11 protein-coding genes are annotated in these 14325 nt (G+C 68.8%); 10 read left to right on the top strand and 1 reads right to left on the bottom strand.

The features are described from left to right. Window positions 1-131: 131 nt before the first annotated feature. The 10 genes from AB0M83_RS15570 to AB0M83_RS15525 all read left to right on the top strand — a co-directional run bounded on the left by AB0M83_RS15570 (window position 132) and on the right by AB0M83_RS15525 (window position 13107). Window positions 132-1685, top strand: a complete 1554-nt coding sequence (locus tag AB0M83_RS15570; RefSeq protein ID WP_364517381.1) for an NCS1 family nucleobase:cation symporter-1 — start codon at window positions 132-134, stop codon at window positions 1683-1685. A 10-nt stretch (window positions 1686-1695) separates the two neighbouring features. After that, window positions 1696-2478, top strand: coding sequence for a nitrilase-related carbon-nitrogen hydrolase (locus AB0M83_RS15565; protein ID WP_364517454.1), 783 nt, complete (start codon window positions 1696-1698; stop codon window positions 2476-2478). After that, window positions 2478-3860, top strand: coding sequence for a dihydropyrimidinase (gene hydA / locus AB0M83_RS15560; protein ID WP_364517379.1), 1383 nt, complete (start codon window positions 2478-2480; stop codon window positions 3858-3860). Before AB0M83_RS15565 ends, hydA begins: the two co-directional genes overlap by 1 nt. Before the next feature lie 59 nt (window positions 3861-3919). Continuing rightward, window positions 3920-4918: a TIGR03842 family LLM class F420-dependent oxidoreductase gene (locus AB0M83_RS15555; RefSeq protein WP_364517377.1), complete on the top strand. Its 999-nt coding sequence runs from the start codon at window positions 3920-3922 to the stop codon at window positions 4916-4918. A 72-nt stretch (window positions 4919-4990) separates the two neighbouring features. Then, complete coding sequence (locus AB0M83_RS15550; protein ID WP_364517375.1) at window positions 4991-6451, top strand: alpha/beta fold hydrolase; 1461 nt, start codon at window positions 4991-4993, stop codon at window positions 6449-6451. Window positions 6452-6561: 110 nt separating this feature from the next. Then, window positions 6562-7134, top strand: coding sequence for a GNAT family N-acetyltransferase (locus AB0M83_RS15545; protein ID WP_364517373.1), 573 nt, complete (start codon window positions 6562-6564; stop codon window positions 7132-7134). A 64-nt stretch (window positions 7135-7198) separates the two neighbouring features. Further along, the gene (locus AB0M83_RS15540) at window positions 7199-8359 is read left to right on the top strand and encodes a type I restriction endonuclease (RefSeq protein WP_364517371.1); all 1161 of its coding nucleotides are present in this window, start codon (window positions 7199-7201) and stop codon (window positions 8357-8359) included. A 115-nt stretch (window positions 8360-8474) separates the two neighbouring features. Further along, window positions 8475-10769, top strand: a complete 2295-nt coding sequence (locus AB0M83_RS15535; RefSeq protein ID WP_364517369.1) for an alpha/beta fold hydrolase — start codon at window positions 8475-8477, stop codon at window positions 10767-10769. Next, window positions 10766-11206 (top strand): hypothetical protein, encoded by a 441-nt coding sequence (locus AB0M83_RS15530; protein WP_364517367.1) that lies wholly within the window; start codon window positions 10766-10768, stop codon window positions 11204-11206. Before AB0M83_RS15535 ends, AB0M83_RS15530 begins: the two co-directional genes overlap by 4 nt. After that, a complete protein-coding gene (locus tag AB0M83_RS15525; RefSeq protein ID WP_364517365.1) occupies window positions 11203-13107 on the top strand; it encodes a hypothetical protein in 1905 nt (634 codons plus the stop codon). Before AB0M83_RS15530 ends, AB0M83_RS15525 begins: the two co-directional genes overlap by 4 nt. On the opposite strand, the gene AB0M83_RS15520 is transcribed toward AB0M83_RS15525, so the two are convergent. Continuing rightward, on the bottom strand, window positions 13089-14318 hold the full coding sequence (locus tag AB0M83_RS15520) for a serine hydrolase domain-containing protein (protein WP_364517363.1): 1230 nt from the start codon (window positions 14316-14318) through the stop codon (window positions 13089-13091). The genes AB0M83_RS15525 and AB0M83_RS15520 overlap by 19 nt on opposite strands. Between the last annotated feature and the right edge of the window lie 7 nt (window positions 14319-14325).

The raw sequence follows: 14325 nt of genomic DNA, 5'->3' as shown, positions 1-14325 counted from the left end.
GACGGCGAGATGTGTGACGCAGGTCATGCACCCCGGCACCGTTCGCGCAATCGACAGTCTGCACTCCTGATCAGGGAAGAGTGAACAGTCTGCCGTTGCCCCGGCCGCGACCCGGCGAGCAGGATTCCGCAATGGCGCCGACACCCGCAGACCAGCGCGTGCACGACGACGGCCGGGTCGAGCTGAACCCCGCCGACGTCGGGTCTCTCGAAGGCAGCCGGTTCTTCAACGAAGAGCTGGCCCCCGTCCCCGTCGAAAAACGGACCTGGACCACTTACAACTACTTCGCGCTCTGGATGGGGATGGCCCACAACATCCCCAGCTACGCACTGGCCGCGTCCCTGATCGCGCTCGGCATGAACTGGGTGCAGGCGCTGCTCACCATCACGATCGGCAACCTGGTCGTGCTGGCGCCGATGCTGCTCAACAGCCACGCGGGCACGAAGTACGGCATCCCGTTCCCGGTGTTCGCCCGCGCGTTCTACGGCCTGCGCGGCGCCAACCTGGCCGCGCTGCTGCGGGCGTTCATCGCGTGCGGCTGGTTCGGCATCCAGACGTGGGTCGGCGGCGAGGCCATCTACGTCATCCTCGGGCGGCTGCTCGGCTCGTGGTGGCGCGATGCCCCGGAGATCGCCGGCCAGCACTGGACGCTCTGGCTGTCCTTCGTGGTCTTCTGGATCGGCCAGATGCTGATCATCTGGCGCGGCATGGACGCGGTCCGCCGGTTCGAGAACTGGACGGCGCCGCTCGTGTCGGTCGGCTTCCTGATCATGCTGGGGTACGTGCTGGTCAAGGCGGGCGGGTTCGGCCCGATCCTGTCCGACGGCGGCAAGCTCGGCTGGGGCCCGGACTTCTGGAAGGTGTTCGCGCCGTCGCTGATGGCGATGATCGCGTTCTGGTCGACGCTGTCGCTCAACATGCCGGACTTCACCCGCTTCGGCGGCAGCCAGCGCAAGCAGGTCCGCGGGCAGATCCTCGGCCTGCCCACCACGATGACGTTCATCGCGATCGTCGCGATCCTGACGACGTCGGGCGGGCACGTCCTCTACGGCGAGGACATCTGGGACCCGGCTCAGCTGGCCGACCGGTTCTCGAGCCCGATCGTGGTCGTCGTCGCGCTGGTCGCGCTGGTGCTGGCCACGATCTCGGCGAACCTCGCGGCCAACGTCGTCAGCCCGTCCTACGACTTCTCGAACGCCTTCCCGAAGAAGATCACGTTCGCGGTCGGCGGCGGCATCACCGGGGTCATCGGCATCCTCATCCAGCCGTGGCGGCTCTACTCCGACCCGAACATCTACATCTTCGCCTGGCTCGGCTTCTACGGCGGCCTGCTCGGCGCGGTCGCGGGCGTGCTCGTCGCGGGCTACTGGGTGGTCGCCCGCACCAAGCTCAAGCTGAAGGACCTCTACACACCCGATGGGGTGTACTGGTTCAGCGGCGGCTGGAACTGGCGCGCGCTGGTCGCGACGCTGGTGGGAGCCGTTCTTTCGGTCGGTGGCGCCTATGGCGGGCCGTTCCCCGCGGACGGGCTCATCCCGTTCCTCAAGCCGCTTTACGACTACAACTGGGTGGTCGGCTTCGTCGGCGCGTTCGTCGTCTTCGCCGCCCTCTCTCTGTCCGCTAACAAGGAGGAAGCCAGTGAGCGTGGTCCGAGCCGCATTGATCCAGCAGCGGTGGACGGGTGACAAGGAGTCCATGATCAAGGCGGCGGTCGACCACATCGCCACCGCCGCTTCGCAGGGCGCCCAGGTCGTCTGCCTGCAGGAGCTGTTCTACGGGCCGTACTTCTGCCAGGTGCAGGACACCGACTACTACTCCTACACCGAGGGCATCCCGGACGGCCCCACCACCAAGCTCATGCAGGAGGTGGCCGAGCGCCACGGCGTCGTGCTGGTCGTGCCGATGTACGAGGTCGAGCAGCCCGGCGTCTACTACAACACCGCCGCGGTGATCGACGCCGACGGCACGTACCTCGGCAAGCACCGCAAGAACCACATCCCGCAGGTCAAGGGTTTCTGGGAGAAGTTCTACTTCCGGCCCGGGAACCTGGGCTACCCGGTGTTCGACACCGCCGTGGGCCGCATCGGCGTCTACATCTGCTACGAGCGGCACTTCCCCGAGGGCTGGCGCGCGCTGGGCCTGGCCGGGGCGAAGATCGTGTTCAACCCGTCGGCGACCAGCCGCGGCCTGTCGCAGTACCTGTGGCGGCTCGAGCAGCCGGCGGCCGCGGTGGCGAACGAGTACTTCGTCGGCGCGCTCAACCGCGTCGGCAAGGAACCGCTGGGCGACGACGACTTCTACGGCCAGACGTACTTCGCCGACCCGCGCGGGCAGCTGATCGGCGACGCCGCGTCCGACACCGACGACGAGGTCGTCGTGCGCGACCTCGACATGGCGCAGCTCGACGAGGTCCGGGACCTGTGGGCGTTCTACCGCGACCGCCGGCCGGACACCTACGGCCCCCTCACGGAGGCCTGATGACCACGCTGATCCAGGGCGGGCAGGTCGTCTCGCCGGCCGGCGCGCTCCTGGCGGACGTCCTCGTCGACGGCGAGACCATCGCCGCCGTCGGGGCGCCCGGGACGCTGACCGGCGACGAGACGATCGACGCCACCGGCAAGTACGTGCTGCCCGGCGGCATCGACGCGCACACGCACATGGAGATGCCGTTCGGCGGCACCCATTCGGTCGACACGTTCTCGACCGGCACCACGGCGGCCGCGTGGGGTGGCACGACGACGATCATCGACTTCGCCGTGCAGGCCAAGGGCACGTCCCTGTTGTCCACTTTGGACAAGTGGCACGCGAAGGCCGACGGCAACTGCGCCATCGACTACGGCTTCCACATGATCGTCTCCGACGTCAACGACCAGTCGCTGAAGGAGATGGAAGCCTGCGTCGACGGCGGGGTCGGCAGCTTCAAGATGTTCATGGCCTACCCGGGAGTGTTCTACTCCACGGACGGGGAAATCCTGCTGGCGATGCAGAAAGCGCGCGAAATCGGCGCTACGATCATGATGCACGCGGAGAACGGCATCGCGATCGACCAGCTGGCGGCGCAGGCCGTGGCCGCGGGCAACACCGACCCGGTACAGCACGGCCTCACGCGGCCGCCGGAACTGGAAGGAGAAGCGACATCGCGGGCGATCCAGCTCGCGAAGGTGACCGGATCGCCGTTGTACATCGTGCACCTTTCGGCGTCGCAAGCGCTGGCGGCGGTGGCGGAAGCACGCAACGACGGTCAGAACGTCTTCGCCGAGACGTGCCCGCAATACCTCTACCTGTCCATTGAGGACCTGGCGAAGCCGGACTTCGAGGGCGCGAAGTACGTCGCTTCGCCGCCGCTGCGGGAGAAGTCGCACCAGGCCGACCTGTGGCGCGGGCTGCGGACCAACGACCTGTCCGTGGTGTCCACCGACCACTGCCCGTTCTGCTTCAAGGACCAGAAGGAGCTGGGCCGCGGCGACTTCCGGGCCATCCCGAACGGCATGCCGGGTGTCGAGCACCGGATGGACCTGCTGCACCAGGGCGTCGTCGCGGGTCAGCTGACGCTCGGGCGCTGGGTCGAGACGTGCTCGGCGACGCCGGCGCGGATGTTCGGCCTGTACCCGCGCAAGGGCGTCATCGCGGCGGGTTCGGACGCGGACATCGTCCTCTACGACCCGGCGGCCACCCAGACCCTGTCCGCCGAGACCCACCACATGAACGTGGACTACTCGGCGTACGAAGGGTTCGAGATCACCGGCCGCGTGCACACGGTGCTTTCACGCGGGCGCGTCGTCGTGTCGCCGGACGGGTTCACCGGGTCGACGTCGCACGGCAAGTTCCTGTCCCGCTCGCTGAACCAGTACCTGAACTGAGCAAAAGGCGCAGTGTGGCGAAGCCACTCCGTTGAGGGTGGTGGAGGGGAGGAAGGCGGATGGACTTCGGGATCGTGCTGCAGACGGACCCGCCCGCGCGGGACGTCGTGCGGCTCATGAAGGACGCCGAGGACGCCGGGTTCCGCTACGGCTGGACGTTCGACTCCTGCGTGCTGTGGCAGGAACCGTTCGTCATCTACTCGGCGATCCTCGCCGCGACGTCGTCGCTGGTCGTGGGGCCGATGGTGACCAGCCCCGGGACGCGCGACTGGTCGGTGATGGCGTCCACGTTCGCCACGCTCAACGACATGTACGGCAACCGGACGGTCTGCGGCATCGGCCGCGGCGACTCGGCGCACCGCGTCGTCGGGAAACCACCGTCCACCTTGGCCACCGTCCGCGACTGCATGCGCGTCGTGAAGGACCTCGCCGAAGGCCGCGCGGTGACGATGAACGAGACGGCCGTGCAGATCCCGTGGATCCGCAACGGCCGGCTCGAGATGTGGATGGCCGGGTACGGTCCCAAGGCGCTGAAGACGGTCGGCGAGCACGCCGACGGCTTCATCCTGCAGTGCGCCGACCCGGCGATCGCGCGCTGGACGATCGGCGCGGTCCGCGACGCCGCGCGGGCGGCCGGCCGCGACCCGGGCGGAATCACGATCTGCGTCGCGGCTCCGGCGTACGTCGGGGAAGACGTGGCGCACCAGCGCGAACAGCTGCGCTGGTTCGGCGGGATGGTCGGCAACCACGTCGCGGACCTCGTGGCGCGCTACGGCTCCACGGGCGCGGTGCCACGGGAGCTGACCGACTACATCCGCGAGCGGGAGGGCTACGACTACAGCCACCACGGCAAAGCGGGCAATCCGTCGACGGAGTTCGTCCCGGACGAGATCGTCGACCGGTTCTGCCTGCTGGGCCCGGCGTCCGCCCACGTCGAACGGTTGCAGGAGCTGACGGAGCTGGGCGTGGACCAGTTCTCGCTGTACCTGATGCACGACGACCGCGAGGCGACGCTGGCGTCCTACGGGTCGCAGATCATCCCGAAGCTCACCGCGTAGGGCCCGCCCTACCCCGGTTCCGGGGGTGCGCACCAGCGCGCCCCCGGCTCCGGCGGCGGGACGATCGGGGCCATGAATCCTCCGAAACTCCGTGCTGCGCTGGCTCTGGGGGCCGTCGCGAGCGCGGTCGCACTGTGTTCGCTTACCGAGTGTGCGCCCGCGGCCGCGGCGAGCCCCGCCGGAATCGTCTGGGAAGACACCTGCCAAGCCGACTACCAGTGCGGCCGGCTCGACGTCCCGATGTCCTACCAGGACTCCTCCGCCGGCACCGTGTCCCTCGCCGTCGGCCGGTTGCCCGCCACCGACCAGGCCCACAAGCTGGGCACCGTCTTCTACAACCCCGGCGGTCCCGGCTCGTCCGGCCGGTTCGCCCCCGCGTTGACGCCGGAGCTGCACCGGCGCTTCGACATCGTCGGGTTCGACCCGCGCGGCGTCGGCGCGAGCTCGAAGATCCACTGCTTCACCGATCCTTCGCAGATCGAGGTGCTGCAACGCGCGCTCGGCACGTTCCCGCTGACCCGCGAGGCCGAACAGCGGCAGATCGCGGACACGAAGACCGTCACCGACCTCTGCGAGCAGAACGCGGGCCCGTTGGCGAACCACCTCTCGACCGGCACGGTCGCCCGTGACCTCGACCGGCTGCGGGCGGCGTTCGGCGAGCCGAAGCTGCGGTTCTACGGCAAGTCGTACGGCACCTACGTCGGCGAGACCTACGCCAACCTGTTCCCCGGCCGCGTCGGCTCGCTCGCCCTCGACGCCGTCGACGACCCGATGCGCTGGGCGACCGGTCCCGGCCCGATGAGCTACCGCCTGCGCGGCTTCGAAGACGGCCCTCGGGCTCTCCAGTCCTTTTTGGACGCCTGCGCGTCTCGCTGCACCTTCGACTACGACGCGATCCTGGACCGGCTCGAAGCCGGCCCGATCACCGTGACGGACACGGCCGGGAAGCAGGTCGTCGTCACCTACCAGAACGCGATCGCCACGATCCACAACTACCTGACCGACGCCCAAGCGGCACCGCAGCTGGCGGCCTTCCTGCGGGCGCTGGCGGTCCCGGCCGGCCGGGCACCAGCGCAGAACGGCGGCCCGCCGGACATCGACTCGCTGCTGGGCGGCGGCGCGACCCTCTGCTCGGACGCGGCGAACCCCCGCGATCCCGCCGTGTGGTGGGACTACGCCCGCAGCGCCGACCAGGTCGGCCGGGGCTTCGGGCCGTACGACGTCTACAAGACGCTGCCGTGCGCGACGTGGGACGTCTCGGACACCGGCCGCTACACCGGGCCGTGGAACCGGCCGACGGCACCGATCCTGCTCCTCGCCAACCGCCAGGGCGACCTGGAGACGCCGTACGCCGGGGCCCAGCGGACCGAGAAGCTGCTGGCCAACGCGCACCTGCTGAGCCTCGACACGTACGGCCACGGTTCCCGCGGCAAGAGCGCCTGCGTGGACGCCGCCCTCGACCGCTACTTCGTCGCCGGCTCGGTGCCCGACCGGGGCGCGCTCTGCACTCCGGACCATGGTCCCTTCGGCTGAAGCCGCTTGGGGGAGGAGGCACCGGTTCCGCGGGAAACCCTTTACTGGCAACGTACTCGTTTTCGGTGAACTTCTCCCACGCTCGATCGGGCGGCCGCTAGGGTGGCCCGGTGACGCAGCCGCCTCCGGGATTCGACCGCACGCTCCTCCTCCGCGACGGCCGCCGGGTGTGGGTCCGCCCGCTGACCCCGCAGGACGCGCCGGAGCTGGGCGAAGCCATCCGCAACGCGGACCCGGAGACCCTGCGCAGACGCTTCTGCGGCTCGGCTCCCCGGGTGACCCCCCAGTTGCTGCAGCGGCTGACGGTGCTGGACTACGAACGCCGGTTCGCCCTGGTGGCCCGGTGTTCGGAGGGCCCGGGGGTGGCGGTCGCCCGCTACGAGGCGACGGGCAGGCGGATGGCCGAGGTGGCGATAGCGGTGGCCCCGGCATGGCGCCGCGTCGGGCTGGCCTCGGCGCTGCTGCACATGCTGGGGCTGGCGGCGCTGGAGCGCGGGTTCGAGCGTTTCACGGCGGTGTATTCGGCGGACAACCGTCCGGTGGCGGAGCTGCTGGACTACGCACGGGGCCGCCGGGTGATCGCCGAGGGGGTCGCGGAGGCGGAGGTCCAGCTCCGCGACCACCCCGAAGCACCACTCGACGCCGCTAGAGGGAGCTTTTCCTTTTTCCAGCGGAATCCGTAACAGACCGCGCGACCGCACCGATCCAGGCCGGGCACCTCGTTCCCGGCAACAGAACGGCACCGGCATGGACATCGCGGAGCGCGCGCAAGCACTCGCCCTCAAGATCCGCAAGCACAAGGACGGCATCGAGACCGAAGAGGCGACCAAGAACGCCTTCGTGATGCCGTTCATCAGCACTGTCCTCGGTTACGACGTGTTCAACCCGGCCGAGGTGATCCCCGAGTTCACCGCCGACGTGGGCACCAAGCGGGGCGAGAAGATCGACTACGCGATCGTGCACGACGGCCAGGTGCAGGTGCTCGTCGAAGCCAAGAAGATCAACGACCCGCTGCGGATCGAGCACGCTTCCCAGCTCTTCCGCTACTTCGCCGTCACGAACGCCCGGATCGCCGTCCTGACGAACGGCCAGGTGTACGAGTTCTACACCGACCTCGACGCGCCGAACCGGATGGACGCCAAGCCGTTCCTCGTGCTGGACTTCGCCGACATCGACGAGACCCTGCTGCCCGAACTGGCCAAACTCACGAAGGAGTCCTTCGACCTCGACTCGGTCATCAGCGCGGCTGGCGAGCTGAAGTACATCGGGCAGCTGAAGCGCATCCTCGCGGCGCAGTTCAAGGAACCCGAGGACGAATGGGTCAAGTTCCTGACGTCGCGGGTCTACGAAGGCGCGATCACCCAGCGGGTCCGGGACCAGTTCGGCCCGCTGGTGGTCAAGGCGACCCGCCAGTTCCTGAACGAGCAGGTCAACGACCGGTTGAAGAACGCGCTCGGTGCGCCCGACGCCTACGTGAGCGTGTCGGGCGGCAGCACCGCGCCATCCGCCCAGTCGCCGCAGGAGCCGGCTGTCGAAACCGCCTCGACCGACGAGGAACGAGTGGTCACGACCGAGGAAGAACTCGAGGGCTACCGGATCGTCCGCGCCATTGTCTGTGCCGAGGTACCCGCGGCGCGCATTGCCGCGCGCGACACCAAGACCTACTTCGGCGTGCTCTTGGACGACAACAACCGCAAGCCGATCGCGCGGCTCTGGTTCAACCGGTCGAAGAAGTACCTCGGCGTGTTCGACGAAAACAAGGTCGAGACCCGCCTGCCGATCACCACGGTCGAGGACATCTACCAGCACGCCGGGCACCTGCGAAGCACGGTGGCGAGATACCTCACCGCCGGAGGCGCGCAGGTGCCGGAGCCGGTCGCAACCGCTCAGTCCACCAGCGCCTGGTAGCACCGGCCTCGCTGCCCGCCCTCCCCGCACGGAATCGTCGGGTTCCGCGTTCCTTTTCGCTGTCCGCGCACCGCCGGTAGTATCAGCCGATCGGTTCACGGGGAGGGAGGTGGCTGTGGCGTCGGTCGGTGTCGTTTTCGTGCACGGGCTGTTTTCCTCACGCGCTGTCTGGTCGGAGTTCGAACGGCTGATCGGCGGAGATCCCGGCCTGGCCCGCTTCGATCTTCGATTCTTCGAGTACAGCTCACCGAAAATCCGAATCAATCCGCTGCGCCGGATCCCGGACTTCGACGACCTCGGCGACAGCTTGGCGACCTACCTGCGCAACGAAGCGGCGGACTTGTCGGCGGTCGCCCTGGTCACGCACAGTCAGGGTGGCCTCGTGGTCCAGCGCTGCCTAGCCCATCTCGTTTCCCGTGGCCGCGGCCACGAGCTGGCCCGGGTCCGTCAGGTCGTCATGTTCGCCTGCCCCAACGACGGATCCGAGTTCGCCCGCTCGCTCCGAGGGCTGGTGCCGAGATGGTCGCGCAGCACCCAGGAACGTGACCTCATCCCGATCAACAAGGCCATCATCGAGGCCCGCGAAGCCGTTCTCAACCGTGTCGTGCACGCGAAGAGCGCCAGCGCGCACGAGTACCCGGTGCGGATCCAGGTTTATGCCGGCGACGCCGACAACATCGTCAAGCCGGAGTCAGCGCGCAGCGTCTTCCCCGACGCCGGAACCCTGCCCGGCGACCACTCGGGCATCGTCCGGCCCGATTCGGCGAAGCACCGGTCTTTCACCACGCTGCGGAGCCATTTGCTCGGACTGCTCGACACGGCCGCCGAGGCCACACCGGTTCCTCGCGCGACCGGCGCGTGGCAGCGCCCGCTCGTCGGCACGGTGCGCCGCGCCATCGAGGAAGGGGAACGCCACCTGGTTTTGTACGGGTTGCCGCGCACCGGAAAATCCACCGCCGCCGAGGCGCTCCGCGGCGATCGATTCCAGGACGTCGTGCTGGACTCTTCCCACGGCCACCCGGACAGCAGCACGACAGCCCGGCTGGTGGCCGTCCCGCCGCTGTCCCGCGACGAGAGCCTGGCTCTGCTGGAGCACGAACTCACCCGGCACGACCTGCACGTGGACGCCGAAGCCGTCCTCCGCCTGCTTCCTCCCGGGCCGTTGTCCCTGCCCGGTGCGCTCTGCGCTTACGTGGCGGAGATGCGGCACACGCCCCCGGAACTCCTGTCGACGTCGCCGATGCCGGCGGCCGTCGCCGCGGAGGTGGCGCCGGTGGCGGCCCTCGTCACCGGACTCCGCGACGACGACCTGGCCGCGCTGGCGACGTTCGCGTTGCTCGAAGGCGCGCCGCTCGGCCAACTGCTCGAAGCCGATCTCCTCGATCGCGCCCGGGCTGGATCGACCCTCGCGAACCTGGCCAAGATGTGCGTGGTCACCCTGCAGGAAGGAGCAGTGACCGTCCCGGCTGTCGTCGTCGACGCACTGCCTCTCCCCGCACGCTCGGCGGCCGCGCAGGCCCTCGGGGACCGCGTCCGCGAAGTTGCCCACTCTCCGATGGGGCCCGCCCTGGCAGCCTGTCTGCCGGTTCTCGCGAAGAACTGCCTGGCCCTGCGGGTCCTCGACCGGCTGGACATGGCCGGCGTGACCGAACAGCTGAACGCCGAGGGCCACTGGCCGCAGTACGTGGCCCTGACCCGTGTCCTGATCGACGCCCTCGATCAGCGGGAAAAGCCGTCCGATGCGGTGTCGGCGCGCTACCGCCTGGCACGCAAGGTCGCCCAGCAAGGCGATCTCGAGCTCGCTTGGGCCCTCCTTCGCGAAGCAGCCGCGCTGATCGGCGAAGACGCCTCCGCTGAAGCGCGCACGAATCTGCATTCGCATCGCGCGTTCCTGGCCCACCTCACGGGTGATTCCGCCTACGCTTTGCAGGAACTGGAGCGCAGCAGGGCGTTGACCACCGTGAGTGGCGATCCGGTGGCGATTTTCATGGCTCGGAAGCTGGAGGGCAACATCAGGCTCCGCATGGGCGACCACGAGGACGCGGCGGAGTGTTTCACGTCGGCGCTCACGGTCGATGTCTCCGGGGTGGCCGGGCCTCGGCTCGAAGCGGAAGTGAGTCTTGCGCACTGCGAACTCCGCTTGGGCCGGCTCGAAGCAGCGAGCGAACGGCTGGATCGTGTGCTGGCGCAGACGAACCTCAGCCCGCACACCGAACGGCCGCGCGCCCTGCTCACCGCGGCTCTGCTCGCCGATCGACGGAGCCTTCCCGCCAAGGCGCTGGAACTGGCCCGCCAGGCGGCCGACGCGGACGCTCGCGACCCGGCGGTGCGGAAAGCGATCGCACGGACCGTCCGGCGGCTCGAGCGGTTCGGCGACCTCTCCGTCGGCCAGTACGGCAAACGGCCATGAGCGAGTCCGACGGCTGGCCGGACAGCGACCTGTTCGAACTGCCCGACCTCAGCCGTCATCTGCAGACCTTCTTCGCTCGGATCGCTCCTCCGGATTTCACCTCCGAAACCCGAAAAGCGGTCATCCGGTACCTGCGGCACCGGCGGAGCCTCCGCGCCGCGGCCCTCCAACCCGACCTCACCAGCAGCGGGCCGGGACTCGACTTGACGGCTCGGTGGACAGCCGAGGGTGGTTCGGTCGGCGATCTGGTCAAGTTCCTGGTGATGTGCGAGCACCGGTCTCGCGTCCGGCGGTCCACGTTTTCGGCCGGTATACAGGAGCCGGACCCGTTCGTCGAACTGGAAACCTTCTGGGTGACCAGCGGCCATGACTTGACCGAGCTGGGACAATTCTTGTCCGAACTGGACCTCGAAGCCGGTGATTGGCTCCCGAAATGACCTCCTCCGACGCTCGGCCCGGCGCCGAGGATGCCACTCCGGCAGCGCATCGCCTGGCCGCGCAGCTCCGTTACGCCCGTGACCACGTGCCCTACTACCAGGCCTTGCTGCCGGTCGGCCCCATCACGAGCGGCAATGCGTTCGCGGTGCTGCGCGTCCTGCCCGTACTCACCCGGCAGGACGTCCAAGCCGACCGGCCCCGCCTGTGGTCGCTGGAAGGCGATCCGACCGGCTGGCGGACTGCCCGCACCACCGGTGTGACAGGCAACCCGGTCGAAGTCGCGATCGACTCGGCGGCTCGAGAGGCCGAACGGAACGCACTGCATCGGCACGTCACCGAGCTCGTGCCCCGGCTCGACGAGTCCGGTTATTCGGTGTTCCACCTGACGTTGCACGCCGCCGCGAGATCGCGAGTCGCCGGGCAGGCAGGAAACCGGCTGGTGAAATGGAACCTCAGTCAGGCTTGGCCACTATCCGACGAACAGTTCGCGGATCGGCTGCGCGCGGTCGACGGCCAGGTGGTCACCATGATGCCCTCGGTAGCCGCGACCCTGGTGGACCGGGTGCGGAGCGCCAGACCCGCACTGATCGTTCTGTCCGGAGAAGTGATCACCGAGTCGCTGCGCGAACGGGTCGGCCAAGCTTTCGGCTGCCCGGTCACCTCCATGTACACCCTCGCCGAAATGGGCATCGCCGGCATCGAATGCGGCACCAGCGGCGGTTACCACGTCAGCGACGACGTCGTGGCCGAACTCACCGGTGATCGCGTCACCCTGACGTCGTTGACCAACCGTGCCATGCCTCTGTTGCGCTACGACACCGGTGATCTCGGCGATTGGGACGAACACGCCTGCTCCTGTGCGGCACCGAAACCGCTCCTGCGGTTGACCCGCGCCCGATCGGTCCGGGTGCTCGCCCGGCACGGTGCCAGGGAGCTCACTTCCGTGGACGTCGCAAAATTGCTGGCGCAGCTGGCTGTGGCCGCGGTGGAAATCGTGCAGGAGCCCGACCGGGTTGTGGTCCGTTACCGCGGTTCTCCGTTGCCGGAAACGACGGCCACCGCGGTTGCCGCGTCGATCCGTGGGCTTTTGGGCCCGGCCACGGTAGTCGACGTGCTCCGCGCCGAAACGGTGACCGAGGGACCCACCGCACCGCTTGGCGGAGCGCCCACGGTCGTGGGAGGTGAACCCGATGCCGACGCGGTGGTGGCCTGGGCCCGAAAGCAGTTTCGAGGAATCACCGGAGTGCGCGCGGCGGCCATCACCGGTTCGGTGCTCTCTCCGGAAACGTATACGCGCTACAGCGACATCGATCTCACGATCGTCGTCGACGAGAACGGCTCCCGTTGGCTCGGTCTCGCCACGTCACTGCATCGGCAGCTGGCCGGCCTGCGGGTCAACGTGTCCACGTTGGCTGCTCTTCGGGACGCCCCACTCGTACGCGCCCGTCTGCTCACCGAATCCCGCCTGGTGCTGGGGGAACTGACCGGTATCCGGTGGCCCACCGCGGACGAGGTGACGGCGGAGGCCCGGTTTTGGGCCCAAGACGCCACGGCCATCCTGTGGACGCAGGCAACCGCGGTCACGCCTTCGGCCGATGTCGTCCGCACCGCCTGGCTGACCAGTCGATTTTCGCTGGACGGCTTACGCTACCGGTACCTCGCCCGCGGTGCGCGGAGCACCGCGGCCGCCAACGTGCTTGCTTTGGCTGCAGCCGAGAATGCTCCGGCACTCGAGGCGATCCGTTTCTCACTGGAGACGGCGACGGAACGTTTGCCGCCTTTCCCGGATGAAGGCCAGGAACTGCTGGTCTCCGCGCTCTCCACCGTCGACTGGGTACGGCGCGGGCTAGCTGCCGGGCCCGGGGCCGCCGACGACCCCGCTCAGTCCACCAGCGCCTGATACACCAGCTGCCGCAGCTGCGACCGCAGCCGATAGGTGCTCGACGGCAACAGCTGCGTGTAGAACCCCACCGTCAGGTCCTCATCGGGATCCACCCAGAAAGCCGTCGAAGCCGCCCCACCCCAGGCGAACTCCCCCGCCGACGACAGCGTCCGCGCCTTGACCGGGTCCTCCAGCACCGAAAACCCCAGCCCGAACCCGTGCCCGTCGAACGGCATCTCCGCGAACAGGGGACGTCCGAACTCCTCCAGGTCCACGTGACCCGGCAGGTGGTTGCTCGCCATCAGCGACACCGTTCGCGGCGACAGCAGCCGCACGCCGTCCAGCTCGCCGCCGCGGAGGAGCATCTCCGTGAAACGCCAGTAGTCCGAGGCCGACGACACCAGTCCACCGCCGCCGGACAGGCAATCCGGAGGCGTGGACCCCAGCCGGCCGAACGCGTCATTGCGCGTAGCACGGCCCGTAGCGGGATCAGGCACGTAAAGCGCAGCCAAGCGGGAAAGAGAAGACGCCACGAACCCCGTGTCCGCCATGCCCAGCGGCGTGAAGATCCGCGACGAGAAGAACTCGTCCAGAGCCTGGCCCGAAACCACCTCGACGAGCCGCCCCAGGACGTCCGTCGCGATCGAGTAGTTCCACTCGGTGCCCGGCTGGAACAGCAGCGGCAGCGACGCCCACCGCTCCGAACACGCCGCCAGGTCGAGGCCCGGCGGCGTCCCCCACTCGAACCCGGCCGCCCGGTAGATCGCGTCCACCGGGTGGCCGTGGTGGAAGCCGTACGTCAGGCCCGCCGTGTGGGTCAGCAGGTGCCACACGCGGATCGGCTCCGTCGCCGGTTCCGTCAACGGCTTCAACGCCGACCCCTTGACGAACACCCGCGGCGACGCGAACTCCGGCAGCCACCGCGAAATCGGGTCGTCCAGCTCCAGCAGGCCGTCTTCGACGAGCATCATCGCCGCGACCGACGTGATCGGCTTCGTCATCGAGAAGATCCGCCACAGCGTGTCGGTCTCCACCGGGGTGCCCGCTTCGACGTCGCTGTAGCCGCCGCGCCCGACGTGCACGATCCGGCCGTGCCTGCTCACCACCGCGAGCCAGCCCGGTAACCGTCCATCCTCGACGTACCGGTCGAAATGGGTGTCCATCCGGGAAAGCCGGGCCGCGTCGAATCCGGCTTCCGCCGGGTCGACGTCCACCTTGAGGTTCGCCATCCCGCGA

The sequence above is a fragment of the Amycolatopsis sp. NPDC051106 genome, from assembly GCF_040682775.1.
In the GTDB taxonomy this organism is placed as follows: Bacteria; Actinomycetota; Actinomycetes; order Mycobacteriales; family Pseudonocardiaceae; genus Amycolatopsis.
The sequence above is the reverse complement of the archived record's forward strand: the minus strand, read 5'-3'. Positions and strand labels throughout refer to the sequence as shown.

What these genes read in the sequence shown, in the direction of transcription:
- AB0M83_RS15570 (WP_364517381.1), top strand. Translation starts at nt 132, where the DNA reads ATGGCGCCGACACCCGCAGACCAGCGCGTGCACGACGACGGCCGGGTC.
- AB0M83_RS15565 (WP_364517454.1), top strand. Translation starts at nt 1,696, where the DNA reads ATGATCAAGGCGGCGGTCGACCACATCGCCACCGCCGCTTCGCAGGGC.
- hydA (WP_364517379.1), top strand. Translation starts at nt 2,478, where the DNA reads ATGACCACGCTGATCCAGGGCGGGCAGGTCGTCTCGCCGGCCGGCGCG.
- AB0M83_RS15555 (WP_364517377.1), top strand. Translation starts at nt 3,920, where the DNA reads ATGGACTTCGGGATCGTGCTGCAGACGGACCCGCCCGCGCGGGACGTC.
- AB0M83_RS15550 (WP_364517375.1), top strand. Translation starts at nt 4,991, where the DNA reads ATGAATCCTCCGAAACTCCGTGCTGCGCTGGCTCTGGGGGCCGTCGCG.
- AB0M83_RS15540 (WP_364517371.1), top strand. Translation starts at nt 7,199, where the DNA reads ATGGACATCGCGGAGCGCGCGCAAGCACTCGCCCTCAAGATCCGCAAG.
- AB0M83_RS15530 (WP_364517367.1), top strand. Translation starts at nt 10,766, where the DNA reads ATGAGCGAGTCCGACGGCTGGCCGGACAGCGACCTGTTCGAACTGCCC.
- AB0M83_RS15525 (WP_364517365.1), top strand. Translation starts at nt 11,203, where the DNA reads ATGACCTCCTCCGACGCTCGGCCCGGCGCCGAGGATGCCACTCCGGCA.
- AB0M83_RS15520 (WP_364517363.1), bottom strand. Translation starts at nt 14,318, where the DNA reads ATGGCGAACCTCAAGGTGGACGTCGACCCGGCGGAAGCCGGATTCGAC.